The sequence below is a fragment of the Cytobacillus oceanisediminis 2691 genome (assembly GCF_007678455.1).
In the GTDB taxonomy this organism is placed as follows: domain Bacteria; phylum Bacillota; class Bacilli; order Bacillales; family Cytobacillaceae; genus Mesobacillus; species Mesobacillus oceanisediminis_A.
Genome location: NZ_VEEP01000004.1, coordinates 31,383 through 51,434 on the forward strand (window position 1 = coordinate 31,383; position 20,052 = coordinate 51,434).

General features: G+C 42.0%; 24 protein-coding genes. 18 read left to right on the forward strand and 6 right to left on the reverse strand.

The window, feature by feature from the left end:
• From FS736_RS09240 to FS736_RS09270, 7 genes are all read left to right on the forward strand, one after another.
• Complete coding sequence (locus FS736_RS09240) at positions 1-930, forward strand: peptidase U32 family protein (RefSeq protein WP_144476111.1); 930 nt, start codon at positions 1-3, stop codon at positions 928-930.
• Positions 931-957: 27 nt separating this feature from the next.
• Complete coding sequence (locus FS736_RS09245) at positions 958-2,226, forward strand: peptidase U32 family protein (RefSeq protein WP_144476112.1); 1,269 nt, start codon at positions 958-960, stop codon at positions 2,224-2,226.
• 3 nt (positions 2,227-2,229) lie between these two features.
• Positions 2,230-2,865, forward strand: a complete 636-nt coding sequence (gene udk / locus FS736_RS09250) for a uridine kinase (RefSeq protein WP_144476113.1) — start codon at positions 2,230-2,232, stop codon at positions 2,863-2,865.
• Between the two features lie 204 nt (positions 2,866-3,069).
• Positions 3,070-3,546, forward strand: coding sequence for a transcription elongation factor GreA (gene greA, locus FS736_RS09255; protein ID WP_144476114.1), 477 nt, complete (start codon positions 3,070-3,072; stop codon positions 3,544-3,546).
• Positions 3,547-3,603: 57 nt separating this feature from the next.
• Positions 3,604-5,385 (forward strand): peptidoglycan D,D-transpeptidase FtsI family protein, encoded by a 1,782-nt coding sequence (locus FS736_RS09260; RefSeq protein WP_144476115.1) that lies wholly within the window; start codon positions 3,604-3,606, stop codon positions 5,383-5,385.
• A gap of 85 nt (positions 5,386-5,470) precedes the next feature.
• Positions 5,471-6,145: a YrrS family protein gene (locus tag FS736_RS09265; RefSeq protein WP_144476116.1), complete on the forward strand. Its 675-nt coding sequence runs from the start codon at positions 5,471-5,473 to the stop codon at positions 6,143-6,145.
• A 160-nt stretch (positions 6,146-6,305) separates the two neighbouring features.
• The gene (locus FS736_RS09270; RefSeq protein WP_144476117.1) at positions 6,306-7,463 is read left to right on the forward strand and encodes an acyltransferase family protein; all 1,158 of its coding nucleotides are present in this window, start codon (positions 6,306-6,308) and stop codon (positions 7,461-7,463) included.
• Positions 7,464-7,545: 82 nt separating this feature from the next.
• Here the strand turns inward: FS736_RS09270 and FS736_RS09275 are convergent, their stop codons facing one another.
• Positions 7,546-7,764 (reverse strand): YrzA family protein, encoded by a 219-nt coding sequence (locus tag FS736_RS09275; protein ID WP_144476118.1) that lies wholly within the window; start codon positions 7,762-7,764, stop codon positions 7,546-7,548.
• Positions 7,765-7,948: 184 nt separating this feature from the next.
• On the opposite strand from FS736_RS09275, the gene FS736_RS09280 reads away from it, so the two are divergent.
• The 3 genes from FS736_RS09280 (at position 7,949) to FS736_RS09290 (ending at position 9,621) form a co-directional block, all read left to right on the forward strand.
• Positions 7,949-8,653: a 5'-methylthioadenosine/adenosylhomocysteine nucleosidase gene (locus FS736_RS09280; protein WP_144476119.1), complete on the forward strand. Its 705-nt coding sequence runs from the start codon at positions 7,949-7,951 to the stop codon at positions 8,651-8,653.
• A 181-nt stretch (positions 8,654-8,834) separates the two neighbouring features.
• A complete protein-coding gene (locus FS736_RS09285) occupies positions 8,835-9,089 on the forward strand; it encodes a YrhC family protein (RefSeq protein ID WP_251540958.1) in 255 nt (84 codons plus the stop codon).
• 394 nt (positions 9,090-9,483) lie between these two features.
• Entirely contained in the window at positions 9,484-9,621 is a 138-nt protein-coding gene (locus FS736_RS09290; RefSeq protein ID WP_144476120.1) for a YrzI family small protein, read from the forward strand.
• Positions 9,622-10,175: 554 nt separating this feature from the next.
• Here FS736_RS09290 and sigK read toward each other — a convergent pair.
• Positions 10,176-10,898, reverse strand: a complete 723-nt coding sequence (gene sigK, locus FS736_RS09295; protein WP_144476121.1) for an RNA polymerase sporulation sigma factor SigK — start codon at positions 10,896-10,898, stop codon at positions 10,176-10,178.
• Positions 10,899-11,171: 273 nt separating this feature from the next.
• Here sigK and FS736_RS09300 point away from each other — a divergent pair, with 273 nt between their 5' ends.
• From FS736_RS09300 to FS736_RS09315, 4 genes are all read left to right on the forward strand, one after another.
• A complete protein-coding gene (locus FS736_RS09300) occupies positions 11,172-11,573 on the forward strand; it encodes a DsrE/DsrF/DrsH-like family protein (RefSeq protein WP_144476122.1) in 402 nt (133 codons plus the stop codon).
• 115 nt (positions 11,574-11,688) lie between these two features.
• Positions 11,689-11,928 (forward strand): sulfurtransferase TusA family protein, encoded by a 240-nt coding sequence (locus tag FS736_RS09305; RefSeq protein ID WP_023627220.1) that lies wholly within the window; start codon positions 11,689-11,691, stop codon positions 11,926-11,928.
• A 112-nt stretch (positions 11,929-12,040) separates the two neighbouring features.
• The gene (locus FS736_RS09310; protein ID WP_144476123.1) at positions 12,041-13,177 is read left to right on the forward strand and encodes an NAD(P)/FAD-dependent oxidoreductase; all 1,137 of its coding nucleotides are present in this window, start codon (positions 12,041-12,043) and stop codon (positions 13,175-13,177) included.
• Positions 13,178-13,191: 14 nt separating this feature from the next.
• On the forward strand, positions 13,192-13,752 hold the full coding sequence (locus FS736_RS09315) for a helical membrane plugin domain-containing protein (protein ID WP_144476124.1): 561 nt from the start codon (positions 13,192-13,194) through the stop codon (positions 13,750-13,752).
• 30 nt (positions 13,753-13,782) lie between these two features.
• Here the strand turns inward: FS736_RS09315 and FS736_RS09320 are convergent, their stop codons facing one another.
• Together FS736_RS09320 and FS736_RS09325 are read right to left on the reverse strand one after the other, a co-directional pair.
• A complete protein-coding gene (locus FS736_RS09320) occupies positions 13,783-14,139 on the reverse strand; it encodes a group I truncated hemoglobin (RefSeq protein ID WP_144476125.1) in 357 nt (118 codons plus the stop codon).
• A gap of 78 nt (positions 14,140-14,217) precedes the next feature.
• A complete protein-coding gene (locus FS736_RS09325) occupies positions 14,218-14,889 on the reverse strand; it encodes a response regulator transcription factor (protein WP_144476126.1) in 672 nt (223 codons plus the stop codon).
• Positions 14,890-15,076: 187 nt separating this feature from the next.
• On the opposite strand from FS736_RS09325, the gene FS736_RS24280 reads away from it, so the two are divergent.
• On the forward strand, positions 15,077-15,223 hold the full coding sequence (locus FS736_RS24280) for a hypothetical protein (RefSeq protein ID WP_186326744.1): 147 nt from the start codon (positions 15,077-15,079) through the stop codon (positions 15,221-15,223).
• A gap of 140 nt (positions 15,224-15,363) precedes the next feature.
• Positions 15,364-17,142 (forward strand): M3 family oligoendopeptidase, encoded by a 1,779-nt coding sequence (locus FS736_RS09330; RefSeq protein WP_144476127.1) that lies wholly within the window; start codon positions 15,364-15,366, stop codon positions 17,140-17,142.
• A 107-nt stretch (positions 17,143-17,249) separates the two neighbouring features.
• Here the strand turns inward: FS736_RS09330 and pssA are convergent, their stop codons facing one another.
• A complete protein-coding gene (gene pssA / locus FS736_RS09335) occupies positions 17,250-17,789 on the reverse strand; it encodes a CDP-diacylglycerol--serine O-phosphatidyltransferase (protein WP_144476128.1) in 540 nt (179 codons plus the stop codon).
• A gap of 301 nt (positions 17,790-18,090) precedes the next feature.
• On the opposite strand from pssA, the gene FS736_RS09340 reads away from it, so the two are divergent.
• Positions 18,091-18,879, forward strand: coding sequence for a phosphatidylserine decarboxylase (locus FS736_RS09340; RefSeq protein ID WP_144476129.1), 789 nt, complete (start codon positions 18,091-18,093; stop codon positions 18,877-18,879).
• A gap of 88 nt (positions 18,880-18,967) precedes the next feature.
• On the opposite strand, the gene FS736_RS09345 is transcribed toward FS736_RS09340, so the two are convergent.
• Complete coding sequence (locus FS736_RS09345) at positions 18,968-19,108, reverse strand: sporulation histidine kinase inhibitor Sda (protein WP_079510333.1); 141 nt, start codon at positions 19,106-19,108, stop codon at positions 18,968-18,970.
• A 427-nt stretch (positions 19,109-19,535) separates the two neighbouring features.
• On the opposite strand from FS736_RS09345, the gene FS736_RS09350 reads away from it, so the two are divergent.
• The gene (locus tag FS736_RS09350; RefSeq protein WP_144476130.1) at positions 19,536-20,051 is read left to right on the forward strand and encodes a YqeG family HAD IIIA-type phosphatase; all 516 of its coding nucleotides are present in this window, start codon (positions 19,536-19,538) and stop codon (positions 20,049-20,051) included.
• Position 20,052 lies beyond the last annotated feature (1 nt).

The window sequence follows — 20,052 nt, forward strand, 5'->3', positions numbered from 1 at the left end:
ATGAAGAAACCTGAATTATTGGTAACGCCAACTAGTATAAATGATATTATCCCATTGGCAGAGACTGGAGCTGATGCATTCCTGATTGGAGAGCAAAAATTCGGTCTTCGTCTTGCTGGTGAGTTCAACCGTGAAGACGTAAAACAGGCAATTGAATTGGCACACTCTAAAGGCAAAAAAGTATATGTAGCCATGAATGCGTTGTTCCACAACGAAAAAGTGGACTTGCTAGGCGACTACCTCACATTCCTCCAAGATGTAAAAGCGGATGCAGTTACTTTTGGTGACCCTGCTGTTTTGATGGCTGCTAAGGAATATACACCCGACATGAAGCTGCATTGGAGCACCGAAATGACAGTGACGAACTGGTATACGTGCAACTATTGGGGCAGGAAAGGTGCAAAGCGCGCTGTCCTTGCAAGGGAAATCAATATGGATGCCATCGTAGAAATCAAGGAAAATGCCGAGGTGGAAATCGAGGTACAGGTTCATGGAATGATGAACATGTTCCAGTCAAAGCGCCCGCTTCTTGGCCATTATTTTGAGTATCAAGGCAAGGCACTGGAGGTAGAAAATCGTAAGCAAGAACGTGATATGTTCCTCCACGATAAAGAGCGTGAGAATAAATACCCTATTTTCGAAGATGAAAATGGCACGCATATCATGAGTCCTAATGATATTTGCATTATTGACGAACTGACGGAGCTTTTGGAAGCAGGCGTCGATTCTCTTAAAATCGACGGTATCCTGAAGAGCCCTGAATATATATTGGAAGTTACAAAGCTCTACCGCAAAGCCATTGATTTGGCAATTGAAGATCCTGACCAATACGACGAAGAAAAAGATAGCTTGCTGGAAGCGGCAGAAGAACTGCAGCCGCCTAATCGCCCGCTGGATACAGGATTCTTTTTCAAAGAGACGGTTTATTAACAGGAAGAACTATGAGGAGGTTGCGTAATGGCAGCAGTAGCAGATAAAATTTCGCAAATTGTCGATGGTAAACGTGTCATCGTGAAAAAACCAGAACTGCTAGCGCCGGCTGGAAATCTTGAAAAACTTAAGATTGCCGTCCACTACGGTGCAGATGCCGTTTTCATCGGCGGACAGGAATATGGTTTGCGTTCTAATGCGGATAATTTCACCTTTGAGGAAATGAAGGAAGGTGTCGAGTTCGCCAAGAAATACGGTGCAAAAATATATGTTACAACAAATATCTTCGCACATAATGAGAATATTGATGGACTAGAAGATTATATGATGGGGTTGAAGGAAGCAGGGGTACACGGAATCATCGTGGCTGATCCGCTCATCATCGAAACTTGCCGCAGGGTCGCTCCTGAGATCGAGGTCCACTTAAGCACGCAGCAATCTCTATCAAACTGGAAAGCAGTCCAGTTCTGGAAGGAAGAAGGACTCGAGCGTGTCGTACTGGCGCGTGAAACTGGTGCTGAAGAAATCAAGTTAATGAAGGAAAAGGTCGACATTGAAATAGAAACCTTTGTCCACGGAGCAATGTGTATTGCTTATTCCGGACGTTGTACTCTGAGCAATCACATGACTGCACGTGATTCAAACCGCGGCGGCTGCTGCCAGTCATGCCGCTGGGACTATGACTTATATAAACTCGAAGGAAGCGATGAGAACCCATTGTTCAATGATGGGGATGCTCCGTTCGCTATGAGCCCTAAAGACCTTAAGCTGATTGAATCAATTCCGCGTATGATTGAAATTGGCATTGACAGCCTAAAAATTGAAGGCCGCATGAAGTCGATCCACTATATCGCAACAGTAGTCAGCGTATACCGCAAAGTGATTGATGAATATTGTGCGGATCCTGAAAACTTCGTAATCAAGCAGGAATGGCTTGAAGAATTAGACAAATGTGCGAACCGCGAGACAGCAACTGCCTTCTTTGAAGGGGTTCCTGGGTATAAAGAGCAAATGTTTGGAAACCATAGCAAAAAGACCACTTTCGATTTTGCCGGTCTTGTGCTTGATTACGATGCTGAGACACAAATGGTGACACTCCAGCAAAGGAACTACTTCAAGCCTGGCGACGAGGTTGAATTCTTTGGACCGGAAATCGAGAACTTCACTCATGTGATTGACAAGGTCTGGGATGAAGATGGCAATGAACTGGATGTTGCCCGCCATCCGCTTCAGATCGTGAAGTTCAAGATGGACAAGCCTGTCTACCCAAATAACATGATGCGGAAGGAGAAGTAATAAATGGACCGCAAACCTGTTGTAATTGGTGTAGCCGGCGGCTCCGGCTCAGGAAAGACAAGCGTGACAAAAGCTATTTATGATAGCTTTAAGAGTCAATCAATTCTTATGATTGAGCAAGACTACTATTACAAAGACCAGAGCCACCTGCCTATGGAAGAGCGTTTAAAGACAAATTATGACCATCCACTGGCTTTTGACAATGATCTTTTGATAGAGCATATCCAGAAACTGCTTCAGCACGAGGCAGTAGAGAAGCCGGTTTACGATTATGCCATCCACACTCGCTCAAACGAAGTCGTACATGTCGAACCGAAGGATGTTATCATTCTTGAAGGGATTTTGATCCTCGAGGATCAGAGATTGCGGGATTTGATGGATATCAAACTCTATGTAGACACGGATGCAGATTTGCGGATCATCCGCAGGCTCCTGCGCGACATCAAGGAGCGAGGGCGCTCAATGGATTCGGTTATTGAACAGTACGTGAACGTTGTCAGGCCGATGCATAACCAGTTCATTGAGCCGACTAAGCGTTATGCGGATGTAATTATACCTGAGGGCGGTCACAACCATGTTGCGATTGACCTGATGGTAACAAAAATTCAAACAATTCTTGAACAAAAATCATTTTTGTGACACAATAGCATAGATAATATGGACATGGAAGTACTTGCAAAAAGTGCTTCCTTTTCTCCAAAGGTAAATAAATGGCCTGAAATGGCCCTGTTTAAACTGCGCGCCCTGATATAGGACGCGCTCCTGTATATTTTTCAGGATACATAATATAATATTACACAATCTATTTTGGGGATTTGTGAAGACTAGAAGGAGTGAAGTATTTTGGCTACAGAAAAAGTTTTTCCTATGACACAGGCAGGGAAAGAAAAGCTGGAACAAGAATTGGAACAATTGAAGACAGTTAAACGAAAAGAAGTGGTTGAGAGAATCAAGATCGCCCGCAGCTTTGGTGATCTTTCAGAGAACTCTGAGTACGATTCTGCAAAAGAGGAACAAGCTTTTGTTGAAGGCCGTATCACGACTCTTGAAAATATGATCCGAAACGCAAAAATCATCCAGGAAGATGAGTTGAGCACAGATGCTGTCAGCCTTGGCCGCACGGTTACATTTGTCGAGCTTCCTGATGGCGATGAAGAATCTTATACAATCGTTGGAAGTGCAGAAGCAGATCCATTTGAGGGCAAAATTTCAAATGACTCTCCGATTGCGAAAAGTCTGATGGGCAAAAAAGTGGGCGATCAAGTGGCTGTTCAGACTCCTGGCGGTGAAATGAGCGTTCGCATCACTTCTATTAAGTAATGATCTATAGGTTTGAAATTCCGGCACCTCGTCAACACTTTTGACGAGGTGTTTTTTATGCGTAAAAAAAGAATGGTAGCCTGGATTTCCATCTGTCTGGCAGGCTTTGGCCTGCTAATATTCCGGCTGGCTCAGCTGCAGCTGATCGATACAGAATCATTTTCAAAACATAGGATCAATTTAATCGAAGCAAGCGTCAAGCAAAGGTCACAGGAAATGGTCGTAGATAATGGCAGAGGAAATTTCCTCGACCGTCGGGGTGAACCATTAACCTATGAGACCTCGTCAGTGTTGGTTCTGTTTCCATTTTTAAAGAAAATGGACTGGGAGGCTGATAAGGTCGCACGAGCCATTGGTGTTTCTGAATACGCATTAAAAACTGCAGTTGAAGATTCCAAGGAACCATTTGCTTTTGGAGATCCAGATCCTGTAATCCTGACCAGAAGCCAAATGGAGGTCATCAATGGACTGGAAATCCCTGGTGTATTTGCTGTTGAGCGAAAATACCCTATGGAAAAAGTGCCAGCCACGCAGCTTGTGGGAATCATAGGCGAAAATGAAGATGCCCTGAGATTGAGGTATGGTGAGAAGGAGTTCCTGCCTAGGACCCTGATTGGCCTATCAGGTCTGGAAAAAAGCTTCGATGAATTCCTCGTAGCGGAAGGGAAGTCAAAGCTTGTTTACCATGTGGATGGAGAAGGGGCTCCATTATTCGGAATCAATGTGAAATATATCGAACCAGCCAACCCGTTCTATCCAATCAATCTGCAGACATCGATTGATAAGGATTTGCAAATGATCCTTGAGGAAAAAGTGGATCAGCATAAAATCAAAAAAGGCGGAGTCATCCTGCTGGATATTGAAACAAACAGCATTTTGGCAATGGTTTCGAGGCCAGTCTTAAACCCATCCAAACCCTATACGGATGAAGGGGTTGAAAATATGATGGTCAAGCAGCATATTCCAGGGTCGGTGTTTAAAACGGTGGTCGCTGCGGCTGCGATTGATAAGGGGCTGGATGACCCGGCCAGGAAGTTTGATTGCAGCAAGACCATCAATGGTGAAAAAGATACGAAATATCAACACGGGATGCTCAATTTTCCTGAAAGCTTCGCAGTCAGCTGCAATCGAACATTTGGAGAAGTGGCCCAGGAATTACAGAAAGAGGATCCACATATTTTGGAAAGGTATGCTGAAATGCTTTCAATGACAGGCGGTACAGGCTGGACTGGAAATATTTTTCATATAGAGGGTTTCAGACAGCTTCAGGATGAGGAAACAGGAAGGGTTTTCCTGTCGGATGAAGCGAGGAAGGATAGGAATTTTGCCGCATTGTCAGGAATTGGCCAGCATGAAGTCAGGGTGTCTCCGCTTGCAGTCGCCAACATGATGGCGACAATCGCCAGGGGTGGTGAAAAAGATATGGTCAGGGCTGTCTTGTCGATCCAGTATCAAAATGGGACGAAAATGACCGAATTTCCCAAAGATAAACTTCCAGGGGAGCATATTTCCCCTTATACGGCCATGAAACTCCAAAAGCTTTTACGGGAAGTCGTTGTGAATGAAGAGGGTACTGGCAGGTGGTTCCGGGACTTGCCATATGATGTTGCGGGAAAATCCGGAACTGCTGAAACAGGCAGATACGAAAGCAAAAAGCAATTGCACAATAAGTGGTTCGCCGGATATTTTCCTTTTGAAAAGCCAAAGTATGCACTTGTGACTGTCAATTTAGGGGTCTTCGAGGATGAGGGCGGTGTTAACCCTCTTTTTGCAGATATAGTAAAGGAGGTCTATAATTTCAACCATGGAACACCCGCTGAAGGTCCTGAAAATGAGTGATACCAGATTAGACGAATATAAAATCCTTCAAGTTTGCCCCGAGTCATGGTAGAATGTTGACAACCTTGAAAGGGAGGGAAAGATTTTGAAGAATGATTATGACAGCCTAAATGAGGGGATGCGCTCTCAGAAAAGGGCGAAGCGCAGAAAAACGAACCTTATTTTAAATAGCTTGATTGTTATTGTGATTTTGTTAATTGGCATTGTTTCATTTAATATCTTTTTCAGCAATGATGAAAGCGCAGCTGACCAAAACGATGTAGCGACAGAAAAGAGTCAGTCCTCAGATTCTCCAGAGAAAAAAGAGGATAGCAAAGGCGCTGGCTCAAAAGATGATAAAGACTCCGAAAAAAATGCTGAGGAAAAATCCGATTCGGAAGAAGCAGATGAAGAGTCTGCCGAGGAACAGGCAGAACCGATCGTGACAGAGGGCGGCAGTGATGCCAACGTGAAACAAACGATTGAAAATCCTGAATGGAAGCCGGTTGGCACTACCCAAACCGGCGAACATAATACTGTATTCGACCAAAATGCAGCAGATTGGCAGGAAATGATTCTTGCCTATTCTTATGCAACCGGGATTGATAAAAATAACATGACGGTATGGTGGAATGAAAATGGCGGTGCGCCTAATACAGCAGTCGGAACGATCTCTGAAAAAGGCAGCGACCAGACATTCAGGGTGTGGATTCAATGGGTGGACGGCGAAGGCTGGAAACCGGTCAAGGTAGAAGAATTGATCCAAAATGATAAACGCTAACAACGATTCGTTATACGTCTAAAAAAGAATAGCGAAAGAGTTAATCATTAGCACTCTAATACACAATTTGGCAATGGAAGTTGTCACTTGTATTAGACTGCTATTTTTTTGTGCATTTTCCTTCAAAAAGATATATAGTTAACGTAAAGGGAGGGAATTTATGGAAGATAAAAAGGTGTCCATCAGACATTTTTACCTTGACTGGATAAAGGTCTTGGCAATGATGATTGTGTTTCTTTATCATTGTTCAATGTTTTTTAATTCATTTGACTGGCACATTAAGAACAACATAATAAATCATACATATGTTGAGTTTTTTTCACTCTTAGTAGGAAATTGGATCATGCCAATCTTTTTTGTGCTTTCAGGAATGTCTACTTATTACGCATTAAAAAGAAGGGATTCTACAAGTTTTATAAAAGAAAGACTTTTACGATTGGGCATCCCCTTACTTTTAGGAATCTTTCTATTATCACCTCCTCAAGTGTATATTGAGAGAATCACGAATCTTCAATTTAATGGGTCATTCATGCAGTTCTATCCCCATTACTTTGATGGACTCTATTTGGAAATAGGGGGAAATGGAAATTTCGCTTTTTTTGGACATCATCTTTGGTACCTTTTAATGCTGCTGCTTTTTTCCGGCATCACGCTGCCGTTTTTTCTGAAAATAAGGCAGGACGCAGGGCGAAAGGAATTTAGTATCCTCCATTATTTGCTCATACCCATTCCTTTATCAATCGCTGCCTTGACTGTTAACAGCATTGTGAATTTAGGTAGTTGGGGAATTATCTTTTATTTATTGCTCTATATATCCGGATTTTATTTTTTTGCTAGAGAATCATTAAGGCAGTTCGTGCGTAAAACAGGCGTTTTTGCAGGTGGGTTGAGCATCCTTTTTACAGCGATCTATCTATATTGGGTTATCTTCTATGGGTTCCCGCTGAAAACAGGAGTGAGTTGGGCGATTTTTATGATTGTTCGTGTCTTATTGGTATGGAACACGCTATTCTTTATGCTTTTCCTGGGAGATAAATATTTGGACTTCACTAATCGAACATTAAAATATGCTAGTGAAGCCTCGATGCCTTTTTATATTCTTCATCAACCGATTATAATCGTAATAGGATACTTCATATATAGCATAGATTGGCCCATTCCATTGAAGATAATAGTATTGGTATCCTTATCATTTGCCCTCATCATGTGCATTTACCATTTTATGATTCGGATAGTAAACTATCTGCGGCTTTTGTTTGGATTAAAAGAAATCAAGGAAGTAAATATAGGAGAAACCACAAAGACGATTAAATTATAAATGTAGTTGGCATCAATAGAAAAAACTTGGGATATCCCAAGTTTTTTTGTGTGCTTATTAGTGTAAATGCATAGGAAGACTCTTAGTTGCTCCTTTCCTTTTTAGCCTTGAAATGGACCACTGCAGAATAGAACAGCCTGCCTTTATCATCAAGATGCATTTGATGGGACACATGATGGACGGATAGCATGATTGCTTTATTGATCTCGATTTGTTTGTTGATTTTTTGCTCAAGGGTTTTTAAATCGACCGCTTCGAAAAATTCAACTTTGTCTTCAATTAGTTCAAATTGGAAATCCATAGATTTTGCTCCTTTTGCGTACAAGAATTCTATACACAATAAAATAGCAAATTCTCTATAAAAATGATACGTTTTTTGATAAATTAAAACGATAGGCATATTTCGGGGGTTAACACCGAATTCTAGTAGTGCGTATGCCTAAAAGTAATTATACATAGTAGTAAATTTTTGGGAGGACGCAGTTATGAGCAGAATTGGTATTATTGGTGCAATGGATGAAGAAATAAAGCATATTCTTGATGCAATGAAGGATTATGATGAGAAAAAGAAAGCGGGCATTACTTTTTATGTCGGCACATTTAACGGATATGACGTTGTACTTTGTAAGTCAGGAGTAGGAAAAGTGAACGCGAGTGTATGTACACAAATCCTGATTGATGAATTCGCCGCTTCTAAAATTGTTTTTACAGGAGTAGCGGGAGCGGTGAATCCGGAATTAAGAATTGGCGATATCGTCATTTCAACAGATTGTGTGCAGCATGATATGGATGTCCGCGCACTAGGCTTCAAACTAGGGGAAATCCCTTATACGGAAGTCTCTGTCTTTAAATCGGATAAGCAATTAATTGACTTGGCGTTAGCAGCAAGCAAAGAAATCGTTGAAGACAAGAAAATCGTCAGCGGCAGGATTTTATCAGGTGACCAATTCATCGCAGACCGGGAAAAAGTGAGATTCCTTCATGAGGAGCTTAATGGCTATTGCACAGAAATGGAAGGGGCAGCCGTCGGACAGGTATGCAGCATGAACAACATCCCATTCGTGATCATCCGTTCGATGTCCGACCAGGCAGATGGTTCAGCAGACGTGAACTTCCTGGAATTCACAAAGCTTGCCTCAAAGAATTCTTTTGAAATCGTCAATGAAATGGTGAAAAACTGGAAGCTTTAATGTCCGGATACATCAGGGGAAAAGGTTTTAATAGCGTGGAGCTTAATTCCACGCTATTTTTATGTTATCAGGTATGGAATAAGTTTGGACCTGGCAGTTTCCAAAATTTACATACCGTTAATATGTTTAAAACATGTTAAAGTAGGGATGTGGTTAAGTCTAATAAATGCAGGTGATTAAAATGAAGGCTAAACAACTCTATGAAAAAATGGTTGATTACAAACAGTTTGGAACGATCCTCCTTGCTGTGGGAGTTTTCTTTTATCTTGGGACGATTCTTCCGTCAGAAACGAAAGTGATGACAGATATATATATTGCTATTGGTGCTTCAATGGGCTTCCTTGCTAGTTCGATCCTATTCTTTGCTGCTGCGAAAAAATACCGCAACCAGCTGATTGAATCAGAGGAAGGCCAGGAATTATTGATGAAGAAATAAGGATGGCTTGCTGAACTGCATTCCGGTTATTGGATTGATCCGATAACAGGAATGCAGTTTTTTTTGTTGAAATATGGCGAATGTTTTTTTGGAAAAAAAGGCCAAAAAAGGTTTACAAAGTATTGAACAGTGGATATACTTACCAATGTGAGTTAATAATTCAGAAGGAGGTCGAGTGAAATGATCATGAATGGATACTGGGAAAAAGCACAAACTTCATATCGTAATACGCATTCGACCGGATCGGACTGGATTATTTAAGTTGCTTTATTGACTAATACATCCAAAGCCGCAGGGAGAATCGTGCCCTGTGGCCTTTTTGTGCCCATTTAAGCTGCAGGGGAGGAATCCTTGCGGCTTTTTGGGGTGGAATCAAAAGGAGGTGAACCCGATTATGACCTTAAATATCTTGTTTTTCACAATTACAATTAAAAAACGCCAAATGACTTTAGAAGAAATTCGCCATAATGAAATGGTTGAAAAAATGGTTGAAGAAAACAAAACTCGTCAATCAATGCTGCGCCAGTTTTAATTCATTTGAAAAATTAACGAAGAAAGGTGGAAAGAAAATGATTTATTTAATTCAAAGAAGACTGGCTAGCTTATGGGTGGAGAAGGACACCACCTAACGACGGAGTTGGGAGGTAATTTGATGTCATTGCATATATTGTTGTTAACGCTTGTTTTCAGGAAAAAGAAATTCCATCGTTAACAAAATGTTCACAACCCCGCCCTTTTAACACCGTACTTATATGATAAATTTGGTGTAACAATGGGTCTGTTAAAGGGGTGATGGGCATGTTCTTAATCGTCATGGGATTGGTGATCTGCGGCGCTGTCGGTTTGGTAGTGGCTGCAGAAGTGAGCGTGGAGTAGAAAGTCTAAGGGCATCAGCCATAAGTGGTTGATGCCTTTGTTGTTATAAAGGGGTGCATGCGTATTGCGTTTTTTTGCACCCACACCCTTATACCATTGAAGACTATTCCGGAGAGAAAAAAGCGGGAATATTGATGAACCGGAAAGCTGTTTTTACAATTTACGAAGTAGCATTCCATAAAAAAACCCGGAAACTGTCCGGGTTTTTCCTCATTGTCCTTTATTTTTCTTCTTTTCCTTTTCCGCACGGTAAAATTCATGGAACATTTTCATCAATGCCCGTTTTTCGATCCTTGATACATAACTTCTTGAGATCCCGAGTTCTTTGGCAATTTCCCGCTGTGTTTTCTCCTTTTTCAAATCAAGTCCAAAACGGCCAACAATGACCTCTTTTTCACGGTCATCGAGAACATCGATATATTCTTTCACTTTTTCAAGCTCCATATTGAGCTGGATCGTGTCAATTACATCCTCCGATTCAGACTTCAGGACGTCGATGAGCGAGATTTCGTTTCCTTCTTTGTCCTGGCCAATCGGGTCATGCAGCGAAACATCCTTTTTTGTTTTCTTCAATGCCCTCAAATGCATAAGAATCTCATTTTCTATACATCTTGCAGCATAGGTGGCAAGCTTGGTGCCCTTTCCTTCCGAATAACTTTCAATGGCCTTGATCAGGCCGATTGTTCCGATTGAAATCAAATCCTCAGAATCCTCGCCAGTGTTTTCGAATTTCTTCACGATATGTGCGACAAGTCTCAGGTTGTGTTCAATCAGCATGTTCCTTGCGTGTGGGTCGCCATTCGCCATCAACCTTAAGTACTTTCGCTCATCAGCAGCAGATAACGGTTGAGGAAATGCATTGTTTTTAACATACGAAACAAGAAGGATGACTTCTTTTACTAGATACCCGAGTGCTGTCAGTATGCCAGACATGTTTCCACCCCCGCTTTTTTAGGCTTTCGCCTATAATAAATTCCTATGTCTCATTAAGAGGGATTGTGTCTGTCCCAATAAAAATTTTCTGTTGGAAATTAATACCATAAATTTGTTTTTGAAAAGGAATAGATATCCCTATGAACATTTTGTTTTGTCACTTTTTAGACCAATAACGTTCACATAAAAGAAACAGACATAGATATGGGGGTATGGGTATAATTCAAGTGTAAGGTAAATTAATCGAAAAAATTTATTAGGAGGCAATAAATTATGGAACAGCAAACACCATCTTTAGCGGTTATTTTATTATCTGAAGATCTAGAAAAATTGCATGCTGGAGCACTTGTTGGGTCGGTCGCATCTATGTCAGGAATGACAGTTAACGTGTTCGTGACAATGAATGCCCTTAAATCTTTCCGTAAAGACAGCTTCGAAAACACAGACTTTATTACAGGTACAATCGGTAAGGAAATGCTTGCAAAGAAAATCCCATTATTCGATTCATTATTGCAGGAAGGCAAAGAGATGGGTGAGTTGAATATTTACGGATGCGCATTGGCAATGGACATCATGGATTGGAAAGAAGAAGATATGCTGGATGTATTCGATGGAGTCATCGGGGTAACGAAATTCCTGGGAATGACCCAGGGAGCAACAGTCATTACAATGTAACTGCAGAAGCAGGAAAAGTGATTCGGCGTGCAGGCCTTTCACACTTTCCCTTCAAGCAAAAATAAAAATCTGTTCTTATTTTAACATAAAAATGAACTTACAGGAGGCATAAATCATGAGTGAAGTACAAGTAACAAAATCAATCGATGCAAGAGGAGCATATTGCCCTGGACCATTAATGGAATTGGTAAAAGGCATTAAAACAGCACAGGTCGGAGATGTGGTAGAAGTCCTTTCCACTGATAAAGGTTCAGCAGTCGATATCCCTGAATGGGTCAATAAAATGGGCCACGAAATTGCCTACCTCGAAAATGAAGGCGATGAATTCAAGATTGCGGTTAAAAAAGTAAAATAATTGATCGCTGTTTGACACAGGCTCTTTACGGTAACTCTAGTGTTTCAAGCCGTAAAAAAGTCCGAAAAAAACAACAGCCTTGATCAAGGAATCCAGTAAAGAGGTGGACGAAATGACAAAAAAAATCGTGGTTCTTGGAGCAGGCAGCGCGGGTACAATGGTTGCAAACAGGCTAGCCCGTCAGCTTGTCGAAGAAATTAAAAAACGGGAAGTCGAAGTCACTTTGATTTCCAATACAGAAAAGCATATTTACCAGCCGGGATACCTATTCATTGCTTTTAATGAAAAACCGTCCGAGCATTTTATCAGAAAGCAGGATGCCCTTGTACACAGACATGTGAACCTTGTTTATGATGATGTTGAGAAAATCGATGTAGAGAAGAAGACGGTCAAAGGCAAAAAGCAGTATCAATATGACTACCTAGTCATTGCAACAGGATCACATCCTGACTTTGACAGTGTTCCAGGTTTACGGGAAGGTGCGCATAACTTCTATACACTCGAAGGAGCAGAACGCCTGCGTGATGACCTTGCAGCGATGGAAAAAGGTAAAATCCTGATCACTATCGATGTGCCGCACAAATGTCCGGCTGCTCCGCTTGAACTGGCATTGATGCTGGATGACTATTACCGCAAAAATGGCAGACGCAAGGATATTGAAATCAAATACGCCTATCCCATCGGCCGGATCCATTCATTGGTTCCTGTTGCAGAATGGGGACTGCCGCAGTTTGAAAAACGGGATATCAAGTATGAAACATTCTTCAATCTGGAAGAAGTGGATCCAAAGCGCAAAGTCGCGATTACAATGGACGGCTCTGAACATGAGTATGACATGCTCATTACGATTCCGACGCATACAGGTGCCAAAGCTGTGATTGAATCCGGCATTGGCGATGAATCAGGCTTCATTCCGACAAACCGGACAACATTGAAAATGATTGGCCAGGATGATGTCTATGTAATTGGTGATGCAACAAACCTGCCAATCAGCAAAGCTGGATCAACTGCACACTATCAATCTGAATCCCTGGTTGCCAATATCATCAGCAGATTATCGGGGCGTCCGGAAACAGCTGTCTATAACGGCAAGGTGGCCTGCTTCCTTGAAAACAGCCTTGAAGATGCCAGCATGATTACGTTTGACTACAATAACCCACCGCAGCCAGCAGAGACTTCTGACCTGCTGCACTGGTTCAAAGCAGTATACAATGAGCTTTACTGGTTAAATGCCAAAGGGATTTTATAGAAGGGGTGGTTGAGATGGTTACAGAAACACCTCAAATACAGAAAACGGAACAACATAAGCTCGTCAGCTTCACTGATGCAGCCATGAATGCAGTAACCGGGGAAATGGTCTCGACCATTGCCGAAACAGGTGTCAAGATGGTCGAGATGGCTGATGACCTGCTTCAGCCTGAAACGCTCTCTCTATTAAAGGCCCTGCCTGAAGTAGCCGAGAACCTCGAGCGGACTTTGATGGAAGTAAAACGCATGGAAGAAACAGGAGTCCTGAAATCACTGATGCAGCTTGCGGATATGGCTGCTGCCATGAAAGGAGCGATGACAGGACCAATGGTGACCGATATGGTGGAGAAGGCAATCAAAGGTGTAGAACTTGCGGATTCCTTCATCCAGCTGGGTGCCATCGACCTTGTTGACGGTATGCTGTCTGCGTTCCATCATGCTCAAGAGGAAACAAAAGATAAAGAGCCTCTGACCTCCCTGCAGCTGATGAGAGCTGTCACACAGAAAGAAACAAGGGAAGGCATGACTCTGATGATTTCCTTCCTGCAAAACCTGCCAAAGCAATTAAATAAATAGAAAAAGAGAAGGGGCATCCCTTCTCTTTTTCTATTTATAAAGGATGTCATTTTTCATTTCTGTCAGTTTTGTGAGAACTCCATCGATATCTTGTTCCGAGACATTAAATTCCCTTAGGCTTTCTGCAAGGTGATTGGCGATCGCGACAAAATGTTCATCATTAAGGTTCATGCCTTTATGCGCAAGCTCCATGCTTCTTCCGGAATACTGGTTTGGTCCTCCTAATGCCCAGCTGATGAATAAGGACTGGTGGCGCCGCTGTTTTTCCATGTCTGTTTCCTCGAAGAACTGGTTGACCGTTTCATCAGCAAGCACCTTTTCGTAAAAAACATCAACAACTTTCGTAATCGCATCCTGTCCGCCAAGGCGGTCATATAAAGTTTCCATTCAAGTATTCCTCCCTTTTGAGAATGACTTGCTTATTATCTCTTTTTATCCATAAGAATATGAATGAAACTTTTTTTCCTAATCAATCCACTTATATCCTACTCCCCAGACGGTAGCCAGGTATTCATCTGCGGCAAATCCGGCTTTCCGAAGCTTGTCCCTCAGATTCCTTACATGTGAATCAATCGTACGGTCTTCCGTTGCGACACCATATCCCCATATTGTAGAAATCAGATGTTCTCTTGTGAATACCTTGTTTTTGTTTTGCAAGAAAAGGCTTAATAAGGAGAATTCCTTTGGGGTCAGCGGGATCAGGATACCGTCATGCTGAACTTCATACGATTCCATATTTAGATTCAGTCCTTTGAATGTAAGCATTTGGCTTTTGGATGAATGTCTTCTTAGCAATGCCTCAATTCTTGCAAGAAGTTCTTCTTCATCAAAAGGCTTGGTGATATAGTCATCAGCTCCGATCTTTAAACCTTTGACGATATCCGGTTTCTCGCTCCTCGCGCTCAGCATGATAATCGGAATATCCCAGTGTTTCCGTATTTCTCCGCATGCCTCCCAGCCGTCCATCTCGGGCATCATGAGATCGAGTATGACAAGGTCTGCTCCATGATTCTCGAGGAAATCAATAGCCTCGCTGGCGGAGGTCATCTTGATGCATTTATGGCCTGCAGGCTCCAGGTAAAGAGCAAGTAAGTCAAGCATCCTCATTTCATTATCTATTAGCAATATTGTCGGCATTTTAATAATTACCCCTTGAAAAGTATGATTATCTTCATCTTACACTAAATAAGTGAAGAAATTGTGCACGCCACTCGTGCTTCGCTGATAAATTTGCAAATTTAACGGGAAGCTGCACCGGAGCCCAAACCAAAATGGACAGAAACCCATAACCTGATAATAGGATAAAGAAAAGGAGGTTGAAAGTATGCCTTACGGTTATTATCCGCCATACGGAGTTCCTTATGGAGGTTATCCCGGCTTTTACGGCGGGGGTGGTGCGTGGTTTGCACTATTCATCATTTTGCTTGTAATCGTCCTTATTTTCGGAGGATGGTGGTATTTCACTTGTTAAGAAGGTAAAGGGTTTATCCTGATGGGATAAACCTTTTAATATGCCTTTTCTTGAATAGGGATGGACTGGGTTTATGAAAAAATAGAAATTTTAGAAAAGTAACATTATAATAAATTAATAGACCTAAAGGGGGAAATGAAATGGCAAATACATATTCTGATGTTTGGGACCTCGAGGTGTTTTTTAAAGGGGGAAGCAGTTCTCCGGAATTCGCAGACCATTTAAAGGCCGCAGGGGAGCAAATCGAAAAGTTTAAAAAGGAAGTAGAGGGATGGGAGCCAGTAAATCAGTCAACCGAGAGTGCGATGCTGGCAAATCTCGTAGGGCTGTTCGATGGAGCAGCGAAGAAGGTAAGGCAGGCTGGTGCATTTGTGAGCTGTTTGCATGCTCAGAACACGGATGATAAGAAGGCTGGGCAATTGAAGGCGACCGTTACCGAACTCAGTGCTTCATTGCAAACTGCACTGACTATTTTCGATCAGAAGCTATCCAGCTTTTCAAATGAAGTTTGGGATGAACTGTTGCAGGACGGACTATTGAAGGAGCTCCGTTTTGTGCTTACTGAGCGGCGGGAACGTGCAGCTGAAAAACTTTCCGAAAAAGAGGAGTCGGCCATAAATGCATTAAGTGTGGATGGCTATCACGGCTGGGGGCAGATGTATGACCTTCTTGTGGGAAATACGAAAGTCCAGTATAAGGAGGAAAGTCTTTCTGTCGGCCAGGCTGCCAATAAGCTGTCAGACGCAGACCGTTCTGTCCGTAAAGAGGTTTTCGCGGCATGGGAAAAAGCCTGGGGAGAGAAAGAGGATTTTTACGCAAAGACACTCAATCATCTCGCGGGCTTCCGTCTGAATGTATATAAGCTGCGGGGCTGGGAGGATGTCTTGAAGGAGCCGCTTGATATCAACAGGATGAAAAAAGAAACACTTGATGCTATGTGGGAGGTTATTTCGGACAACAAGGAGCCGTTTGTCCGGTTTTTGAACCGAAAAGCAGGGCTCCTGGGACTTGAAAAGCTGAGCTGGTTTGATTTGGATGCGCCAATTGGCAGTGCTGAATCGAAAATGTCCTATCAGCAAGGAGCTGATTTTATTGTCGATAACTTTGCTCAATTTGGCAAAGAAATGGCGGATTTTGCAAAAATGGCATTTGAGGATAATTGGATAGAGGCTGAAGATCGTCCTGGCAAGGCTCCTGGCGGCTTTCATACCTTCTTTCCTGAGAGCAGCCAATCCAGGATCTTCATGACCTACTCTGGTACGCCATCCAATGTCTCAACCTTGGCACATGAACTTGGACACGGTTTCCATACTTATGCAATGAGGGACCTGCATCTGTTGAATCGGAATTATGCGATGAATGTGGCAGAAACAGCTTCTACATTTGCTGAAATGATTGTTTCAGATGCTTCCGTGAAAAACGCGCAGACTAAGGAAGAGAAGCTTGGTTTATTGGAGGATAAAGTCCAGCGTTCAGTCGCACTCTTGATGAATATTCATGCCAGATTCCTGTTTGAAACTAAGTTCTACGAAGAGCGCAAACAGGGAGTGGTCAATCCGGAAAGATTAGGGGAATTGATGAAAAATGCGCAACAAGAAGCATATGGAGGGGCACTCGAGGAGTATCACCCGCTGTTCTGGGCGTCCAAGCTGCATTTCTTTATAACTGGAGTACCATTCTATAACTTCCCGTACACATTCGGTTACTTATTCTCCCTTGGAATTTATGCAATGGCCCTGGAAGAAGGCAAGGGATATGAAGAAAAGTATATTGCTCTTTTGAAGGATTCAGCATCGATGACAGTAGAGGAACTGGCACAGAAACACCTGAACGTCGATCTCACGAAAAAGGATTTCTGGGAAAAAGCCGTACGCATGTGCGTGGATGATGTAGAGGAATTCATGGCTTTGACGGAATAGGCTTTAGTATCACTTTAGGTGCCGCAGAGTCAGCATTTAGTAATATGGCGTAAGCAGGTTTTGCCCGAAACAGACAAACGAAAACCCAGCCCTTTTGAGGCTGGGTTTTATACTTTTCTTAGCTTGAAAGGACTGATCATCAGCAGGCTGAGGATCAGCATAATGAATAAGAATGACTGCGGAGGAATATGGGGGATGGTCAGAAAACTCAGCGTTGCCAGCACTCCTGCTGCGGTGATCGGCAATCCTGTGAAGTAGCCGTTATTCTCGGTAATATTGAATCTAGCCAGTCGGAATGCGCCGCAGCCTATATAAAAAACAATGAAAAACGCACCGGGAGCCCCAAACTCGGACAAAATTCCCTGATAGATTAATAGTGCAGGAGCCACACCGAATGATATAATATCACTCATGGAATCTAATTGCTTTCCAAGTTCAGATTCAATATTAAGCTTTCTGGCAACCATTCCGTCAAACCGGTCTGCCAGGGCAGCGATGAAAATCAATAAAAGGCTTAAGTTTAAATTGCCTTCCATGCCAACGATGATTGCGAATCCACCTAACGAAAGATTAGCCAGTGTCAGCACGTTTGCAGTCTGAGATTTTACTTTTTTGACAGTTGAGTCTAGTACATCGTGAAGAAACATATAATTCACTCCTCTTACTGGAAGACAGTTTCTGCATTGTTCTGCTTTCCGAAAGTATTCGGACACAATTTCAAATTTGCATCGAACCTTTTGAGCAGATTCATTCATAATCGTTTCAAAAAGATAGAGCCTTATTGAAAAGGGAACTAGCACATTGGGTTATTATATAATAATATATAATTCTAAGCTGATTATGCTCTTTCGTAAAGATTTCTTTTTGGTATTTCCCGGAATTTTTAATCAATTACATTCATCAAAAAAACAAAACTAATACTTAATAATTTAATCGGAGGTATGTTCATTGCTCCAGTCTATATATCGCCTGCTTATAGAATTGACAAATGGGAAATGGACTTCGGCCATTTTGCATAAATTCGCAAAATCTAAAAACAGCAAAGTCATTATCCCTTCGTTTGCCAAAACTTATAACATCAATCAGGACGAAATGGAAAAATCGATAGAAGAGTATGAGAGCCTGCATCAATTTTTCATCAGGAACCTGAAAGAAGGATCAAGAATAGTAGATGAAGAGCCTTTGTCTGTTGTCAGTCCTGTAGACTCAGTGATTGAAGATATAGGTGAAATTGAGGCTGACAAAACGATTAACGTAAAGGGGAAAGTGTATTCGATTTCCGAGATGCTTGGTAATGATGAAGCAATGGCAAGGTATGAACAAGGCACGTATATGATTTTTTACTTGAGCCCAAGCCATTACCACCAAATTCACAGCCCTGTTGCAGGCAATGTAGTAAATCAGTGGACATTGGGAAGGAAGTCGTATCCTGTTAACAAGATGGGGTTGAAATACGGAAATTATCCATTGTCCAAGAACTTCCGTAAAATAACTGAAATCTGGCATGATTCAGGCATGATGGCAGTTATAAAGGTTGGCGCCATGTTCGTCAACTCGATTGAAACCACCCACGCCGGAACGAGCCTCGAAAAAGGCGAGCAAATGGCGTATTTTACCTTCGGCTCGACTGTTGTGCTTCTATTTGAAAAGGGGACAGTGAATCTACTGCCGAACATCACAGCGCCATATCCTATTAAATATGGCGAGAGAATCGGTACCAGGAATGGACAAGGATGACCAGCGAGGCACAGGTTTAATCTGTGTCTTTCGTTTTTGTTTTGTATTTATGCCACACAAAGCAAAAAAAAGAGCCCTTTTGGGGCTGTCAGGAAGAGACTTTGATTCGGTTAGATAATGACCGCCGGTGGATTTCCGTTTCAATCAAACGAATAAACTCATAGCTAAGGTTCAGTTCTCTTGCCTTGAAATAGGATTCGATCAACAGCTCGTCCGATAGCTTGCGCATTTCAGTCATTCACCCCCAAAAGGATCTTCTAAATCAGATTTTAACTGCATATAATTGTAAGTTGTTTCGTTTCTACCCTTACTCTAGCAGATTGAAACTTGCAGAACAACCGTTCTGATTATCCACAATTAGCAGTGGATAACCTGTGATTAAATTGTTTATAAATGGGAAATTTGTAAGAGAATCAATGTGTATATTGTGCATAAGGTTATCCACAGGATTGGAAATGGCTGGATTTTGTCGAAAAGTTTTTTGTAATACTTCGAAAATTTAACGCTTATAGCAGAAAATCGGTTGTTTTTGTCAATTTTAATCAGTAGACAGCTGTTAATTCGGGGAGATCTGTATGTTTGTTTTGAATACGAGGATAAAATTGGGTATGATGTTAACGGTATGATAGGAATTTAATTAATGAGGTGTTATAAAATTGCTAAAGCATTTTTTGCCTGACCAGCATGTGAAAAATATATTTGAAATCGAGCCGGATAGCCTGAAGGAAAAAGGCGTCAAGGGAATCATAACGGATTTGGACAATACCCTCGTAGAATGGGATCGGCCGACTGCGACCCCGAAGCTGATCGAGTGGTTTGATAATATGAGAAGAAATGAAATACTCATAACGATTGTTTCAAATAATAATGAGAAAAGAGTCAAGGCATTCTCTGATCCGCTTCAAATCCCTTTTATATTTCAAGCGAGGAAGCCAATGACCAGGGCGTTCAATAAAGCTTTGAAGCAGATGGGCTTGCGTAAAGAAGAAACAGTCGTGATTGGCGACCAGCTGCTGACAGATGTCCTTGGCGGCAATAGAAGCGGATTCCACACGATTCTCGTTGTACCGGTTGCCCAGACAGATGGGTTTGTGACCCGATTCAACAGGAAAGTGGAAAGAAGGATTTTAAATTGGTTCAAGAAGAAAGGAAAGCTGAATTGGGAGGACTAGA